This window comes from candidate division WOR-3 bacterium, from assembly GCA_039801365.1.
Taxonomy (GTDB): Bacteria; Hydrothermota; Tepidihabitantia; order Tepidihabitantales; family Tepidihabitantaceae; genus JBDRUN01.
In genome coordinates this window covers 1-6,511 of record JBDRUN010000113.1, presented here as the reverse complement: position 1 = coordinate 6,511, position 6,511 = coordinate 1, and the positions used below count along the sequence as shown (strand labels likewise).

6 protein-coding genes and 1 tRNA gene are annotated in these 6,511 nt (G+C 57.2%); 4 read left to right on the top strand and 3 right to left on the bottom strand.

Going from position 1 to position 6,511, the window contains the following annotated elements; translation table 11 throughout:
* From ABIL25_10550 to ABIL25_10535, 4 genes are all read left to right on the top strand, one after another.
* Nucleotides 1–188, top strand: a 188-nt coding sequence (locus ABIL25_10550; GenBank protein MEO0082706.1) for a hypothetical protein, incomplete at its 5' end; no start/stop codon positions are given.
* Nucleotides 174–248: transfer RNA gene (locus tag ABIL25_10545), tRNA-Gln, on the top strand. The genes ABIL25_10550 and ABIL25_10545, both read left to right, overlap by 15 nt.
* Nucleotides 249–665: 417 nt before the next feature.
* A complete protein-coding gene (locus ABIL25_10540) occupies nt 666–2,549 on the top strand; it encodes a M14 family zinc carboxypeptidase (protein MEO0082705.1) in 1,884 nt (627 codons plus the stop codon).
* Nucleotides 2,550–2,633: 84 nt separating this feature from the next.
* Nucleotides 2,634–3,365: a CPBP family intramembrane glutamic endopeptidase gene (locus ABIL25_10535; protein ID MEO0082704.1), complete on the top strand. Its 732-nt coding sequence runs from the start codon at nt 2,634–2,636 to the stop codon at nt 3,363–3,365.
* Between the two features lie 73 nt (nt 3,366–3,438).
* On the opposite strand, the gene ABIL25_10530 is transcribed toward ABIL25_10535, so the two are convergent.
* The 3 genes from ABIL25_10530 to meaB form a co-directional block, all read right to left on the bottom strand.
* A complete protein-coding gene (locus tag ABIL25_10530) occupies nt 3,439–3,837 on the bottom strand; it encodes a cobalamin B12-binding domain-containing protein (protein MEO0082703.1) in 399 nt (132 codons plus the stop codon).
* A 22-nt stretch (nt 3,838–3,859) separates the two neighbouring features.
* The gene (locus tag ABIL25_10525; GenBank protein MEO0082702.1) at nt 3,860–5,506 is read right to left on the bottom strand and encodes a methylmalonyl-CoA mutase family protein; all 1,647 of its coding nucleotides are present in this window, start codon (nt 5,504–5,506) and stop codon (nt 3,860–3,862) included.
* An 18-nt stretch (nt 5,507–5,524) separates the two neighbouring features.
* On the bottom strand, nt 5,525–6,511 hold a 987-nt coding region (gene meaB, locus ABIL25_10520; protein MEO0082701.1), incomplete at its 5' end, for a methylmalonyl Co-A mutase-associated GTPase MeaB.

Below are 6,511 nucleotides of genomic sequence, written 5' to 3'. Positions count from 1 at the left end.
CTTTCAGTTTCGTCTCGTGCAGCAACGTTTTCACGCTTCCTCGCAACGCAAGCCAGTCTCTTGGCGGAATGCCAGCCGACTTTGCGGCCGCCCTCAGGGGGTCACCATGTACCTGGGCTAGAGCTGAGTTTCTTGACTTTGCTTCCTGCCTGCGTATCCTTCAGACTGGTTACTGGGGGATCGTCTAACTGGCAGGACAGCTGACTCTGGATCAGCTAATTGGGGTTCGAATCCCTGTCCCCCAGCCATTCCTTTTTCCTCAGGACAGCAGCCGCCAAACCGGTGTTCGTAACGACACTGGTCTGGTCGCCTGCTAGCAGGCAAAGATTCGCAGCTCACCAGGCTCGCTTCTCGTATCCCTGTCCCCCAGCCATTCCTTTTTCCTCAGGACAGCAGCCGCCAAACCGGTGTTCGTAACGACACTGGTCTGGTCGCCTGCTAGCAGGCGAAGATTCGCAGCTCGCCCAGCCCGCTTTCCGAATCCGTGTCCCGTAGCCATTTCTTGCCTCGGGACAAACGTCGCCAGACCGTACGATACAGGACCACCCAGAACCTGGAACTTTGAGGAGAATGGAAACGTATTGACAATGCAGCTAGGCCGCCTAGAATCGTTCTGGCACAAAGCCGTGTGTATCTGCCCAGCGATTCAGAAAGTAGGAGGAGAATTGCGTAGCGCAGTAATGTTCGTAGCGCTTGGCTTCCTTGCAGCAACCACCGCGTTCGCGCTTGACCGCTCAGGCCAAATCATGGAAGCCAGGGTCTACTTTGATGATATCAGGACCCTCAGTTTGCTTGGTGACCTTGCTGGCGAGCTGGATGTCTGCACCTGGGATGAAGACGAGGACGGCGGGTATCTTGTTATCAACACCGATGATGAGCAACTTGCCCGCATCCGTTCTGCCGGGCTCAGGGCCGAGGTTGTCTGGCCGGATATAAGAGAGAAATTCCGATACGTAACCGGTGTTGATCCATACGATATCGATGCGGGCCGCAACTTCGGCTACTTTCTTACCTACTGGGAGCTTGAGGACACGCTTGACTACCTGGTCTCCCGATACCCGACGCTGTGCACAAAGTTCAGCGCCGGTCTGAGTTTCCAAGGTCGAGCACTCTGGGGCTTGAAGATATCAGACAACCCAAGTGTGGCCGAGGATGAACCGGCCTGCTTCTTCAACGGTGCTACCCATGCTCGCGAACCGCTGAGTACTCACTGCTGCGTGATGTTTGCGGAAAGAATCCTCTCTGAGTACGGACGCGATTCAGTGTCCACCTGGCTTGTCAACAATCGCGAAATCTACATCATTCCGGTGATGAACCCGGACGGGTACGTGTATAACTCGGACTCAGGCGGGGCCAGTGCCAACTGGCGCAAGAACCGCCGCGGACCGGTACCACCCAATATCGGCGTTGACCTGAACCGCAACTACGGCTACAAGTGGGGTTACAGCAGCAATGGGTCGTCAAGCAACCCGGCGGACGAGACTTATCGGGGTCCGAGCAGGTTTTCCGAACCCGAGACCCAGGTAATCCGCGATTTCATGAACGAGCGCCTGTTCCGTACCTGCATGGACTATCACACCTATGGTCAGTACAACATGTACCCTTGGGGATATGCCAACACCACGCCACCGGATCGGGCGGTGCTTCAGGAAATGGTAGATACCTTCCGAGTGAACAACGGCTACTCCCAGAGCCGGACCGGCCAAATCTATCAGACTATCTATCCCTGCAACGGTGTCAGCGTTGATTGGGAGTACTCCGACACCGCGGGCAAGTTCGTTACCTACGCCTTTACTTGCGAGCTTTCGACCAACGATTTCTGGTACGGGTACAATGATTCGGCGTTCATCCGCAGCGAATGCAACAAGAACATTCCCAATCTCTATTACCTGACTAGGCTTTCCGGGGTTTTCTTTGAGAAAGTCTCGGTGACGGTCAACGATGCCAACGGTAACAACAACGGCCAGCTTGACCCCGGCGAGGCCGCTAACATATGGTTCGCGGTCAAGAACCGTGCCTGCCACCCGCTGGACTCAGCATATGGGATTTCCGCGAAACTGGTATCCAGGCACAGCGGTGTCACTGTGCTTGATTCAGTGAAGTCTTTCCCCAACTGTCCTCGACGATCGCAGACTGCGAACAACACAAGCCAGTTCGCCTTGAGTGCATCGAGTGGCATTCCCCCCAATACGCCGGTTTCTCTGCGTCTCGAAATCAGCTATACCGATGCCGGACGCCCATACATGCAGCCGGTTGATTTCCAGATAACAATCGGTAGTCATCCGGTTGGCGTTGCTGAGGTACCGGTCGCAACTGCACCCCTGCTATCGGTGTCACCCAGTCCGGCGCGGAATCGTGTAACCTTTGCTACGGGCACTGAGTCACCCAGCCGGCTTGAACTGTTCTCAGTGAGCGGCGCTCGACTGCTTGACGCCACCGTTTCCGGCAACTATACGTTTGACTGCCGCAGGCTGGCGTCCGGCATGTACTTTGCCCGCGTCACGAACCCGGCTGGAGCAAGTGCCTGCCGGTTCAGTGTTACACACTAGCAAGAACTGCCGGTAAGGGGCGGGCAAATGCCCGCCCCTTACTCTTTCGACTTGACTGAAGCACCGGCTATTCTATCGTATCGGATGACCTGGTTTCGGAATCTTCGGCAGGACATTCGCGCCGCCTTCGAACATCCGGACCTGTTTCTGATCGGACTGGTTGCAACCGCGGCCATGCTCGGGTCCCAGTACATCCCGCGTTCACTTGCTGCACAGGCCGGCTCTATGCTGTATTCCGTGGTCCGGACGCTGTCAACCGCGCTGCCGAATCAGGGCTGGGTCAAACCCGGAGCTCACCTCTTGCGCGGCGTTCTCTACCTAACTCTTACCCTGGCTTCGGTGCCGCTCCTGAAGTCTCGCCCAAAGGAGCTTGGATGGTCGTTGGGACGCTGGAGAACTTGGCTGCCGGACACAGGCATCCTGCTGCTTGCGACGCTACCTCTAGTCCTCTGGGCATCACACCAGCCGTCGTTTCAGCACGCGTATCCCTACTTCAACGAATCGCGGTACGGATTCGCGGGCTTTGCTATGTGCATGTTGGTTCGAGCTGTCTATATGTTCGGCTGGGAATTCCTGTTCCGAGGCTATCTTCTGTTTGGATTCGAGCGACGGGCCGGGCCGGCTGCCGCGATTGTGGTCTCAACGATTCCCTTTGCCCTGATGCATATCGGCAAGCCTGCACCTGAAGTCTGGGGCTCAATCGCAGCCGGACTGATTCTCGGTATTCTTGCCCTGAGAGGCCGGAGTTTCCTGCCAGCCGCCTTGCTTCATTTCCTGGTTGCCACTGCGCTCGACACCCTAGTACTTACTATCTAGCGCGATTCGACCACAGTTGGTCTTGTGTAACCCCGCATCTGAACCGAGGATAGGGCTGGATCAATGAGTTGACCTAGCTGTCCGGAAACTTCTCTTTAAGGTATTCGACAATCTCGCGGATTTCAGTGCCCGGGCCGAACAGTCTACCGCAACCCTGCTCATACAGGGCTTTCTTGTCTTCTTCAGGGATTATCCCGCCGCCGAAGACAAGAATGTCTCCGGCTCCCTTCTCCCTGAGCAGTCGCATCGTCTCTGGGATAAGCACCATGTGGGCGCCGGAGAGAATTGAGAGTCCGACCGCGTCCACGTCCTCCTGCAGTGCAGCCTCGGCAATCATCTCCGGTGTCTGGTGCAGACCAGTGTAGATAACCTCAAAACCGGCGTCGCGCAGCCCCCGGGCAACGACTTTTGCTCCCCGGTCGTGGCCATCCAGACCTGGCTTGGCAATCAATATGCGTAGTTTCTTACCCATCTTCAATATCCTCCTAAGACTTCTAGAACATCGGCGGCTCGCGGTACTCGCCAAACACATCCTTCATCGCTTGACACGTTTCGCCCAAGGTGGCGTATTGCCGCACCGCTTCAAGTATCGGGTACATCACGTTGTCCCGACTCCGGCACGCATCTTTCAGGTCATCGAGCGCCTTCTTTACCTTAAGGTTGTCCCGACGCTTGCGGAGCTGCGCCAGTCGCTCGCACTGCGACCGCTCGACTTCCGGGTCGATTTTCAGGAGTGGTATTTCAAGCTTCTCACCTTCTAGTTGGTACTTGTTCACGCCTACGACCGTGCGTCTGCCCTGGTCCACTAGACGCTGGTACCGATAGGCGGCGTCCGCTATCTCGCGCTGCGGAAACCCGTTCTCAATCGCCTTGACCATCCCGCCCATTCCGTCAATCGCCTCGAAGTACCGGTACGCCTGCTTTTCTAGCTCATAGGTCAACGACTCGACAAAGTAGGAACCGCCCAGCGGGTCAATCACGCTGGCTACCCCGGTCTCCTCGGCAATGAGCTGCTGTGTTCTGAGTGCGATGAGCACGGCCTTTTCAGTCGGCAGGGCCCAGGTCTCGTCCATCGAGTTAGTGTGCAGGCTCTGGGTTCCACCCAGAACCGCAGCCAGTGCTTGAAACGCAGTCCGCACAATGTTGTTCTCTGGCTGCTGCGCGGTAAGGGTACAGCCTGCGGTCTGCGTATGGAAGCGCAGGAGCCAGGACCGGGGGTTCTTGGCCTTGTAGGTTTCTTTCATTTCTCTGGCCCAGATTCTGCGCGCAGCCCGGAACTTGGCAATTTCCTCAAAGAAGTCCAGATGTGAGTTGAAGAAGAAGGAAAGCCTAGGAGCAAAGACGTCAACATCCAGCCCGGCCGCGATCCCGGCCTCAACGTAGGTGAGCCCGTCTTTAAGCGTGAATGCCAGCTCCTGGGCTGCAGTTGAACCGGCCTCGCGGATGTGGTACCCGGAGATTGAAATTGTATTCCATTGTGGAACTTCTTTGGCGCCGAACGCCATTATGTCGGTGATGACCCGCATCGAAGGCTCGGGCGGAAACAGCCACGACTTCTGGGCGATGTACTCCTTCAGAATATCGTTCTGAATTGTGCCGCGCAACTTGTCAGCCGACACGCCCTGCTTTTCGGCCGTAGCGATGTACAGGGCCCACACCACCGAGGCGGGTCCGTTTATCGTCATCGAGGTTGAGACCTTGTCGAGTGGAATTCCCGAAAAGAGCGTTTCCATATCCTCAAGCGAGGATACTGCCACCCCACACTTGCCTACTTCACCTCGGGCACGTTCGTCGTCTGAGTCTCGACCATAGAGCGTCGGGAAGTCAAAAGCAACCGACAGTCCAGTCTCGCCATGACTGAGGAGAAACTTGTACCGCTCGTTTGTATGTCTGGCGGTACCGAACCCGGCGAATTGACGCATCGTCCACAGCCGACCCCGGTACATGTCCTGGTGAATACCACGCGTGAAAGGTGGCTGGCCCGGAAAACCCAGGTCCCTTAGGTAGTCCAGTTGCTCAATGTCAAGCGGTGTGTAAAGAGCTTTGAGCGGCACACCGGATACAGTTTCCCGTCTCTGAGATTCGTCGTTGGCAAGACTTTCCTGCCATCTTGCTGCCTTTTCGCGCAGCTCATCCATCATTCGTGCCTCCTCTGTTTCCTAGGGTCGGACCGCTGGCTCAGACTGAACCAGACTGAGCAGCTCCTCTGCCGCCTGATACGGAGTCGAACCTCCGTTCATGACCTTTCTAACAAGAGAGCCAAGCGCGCCAGCCACGTCCGGCCTGGTCCAGACTTCGCGTCTGAGCCTGGCCTCAACCAGCTCCTGGATTTCAGCCTGGATTGAGGACATCCTGCGGGCCGTGAGCAGGGACGACTGCTCAAGGTACTGTCGGTGCTCGTCAAGCCGGGCAAGCAGTTCGGCCGTGCCATTGCCCTCGGTCGCGCTGGTCTTCACGACGGGCGGCATCCAACCGTCCCGGTCCTGCCTGAGCTCCAGCATCGCCTGAATCGCCACAACCAACCGGTCCGCGCCCTGCCGGTCGCTCTTGTTCACGCAGAACACGTCTCCAATCTCCATCAGCCCGGCTTTCATCACCTGAATCGAGTCCCCGGATTCCGGCACCAGCACGACTACGGTTGTGTGGGCGGCTGAGGCGATGTCCAGCTCAACCTGACCGACTCCTACAGTCTCGACCAGGATGTAGTCCTGGCCGAACGCATCGAGAACGTCGCACACCTCCTTGGTCCTAGTTGCCAGTCCGCCCATACCGCCTCTCGTTGCCATCGAGCGGATGAACACTCCCGGGTCGGTGAACAACGAGGACATCCTGACCCGGTCACCAAGTACTGCGCCGCCCGAGAACGGCGATGTCGGGTCAACTGCAACGATACCCACAGTACGACCCCGTGCACGGCACTCAAGTGCAAGCTTTTCCACCAATGTGCTTTTGCCTGCGCCCGGCGGTCCGGTGATGCCGATACGATATGCCCGGCCCATCAAGGGATACAGCTCGTTCAGTATCTCGGTTGCACCTTCGGCTTCGTCCTCGACTAAAGAAATCAGACGGCCACAGGTCCGACGGTCCCGGTTGCGGAATCTTTCGAGCAGACTGCTAACGGTCAATGCCGACACGGTTGACCAGAC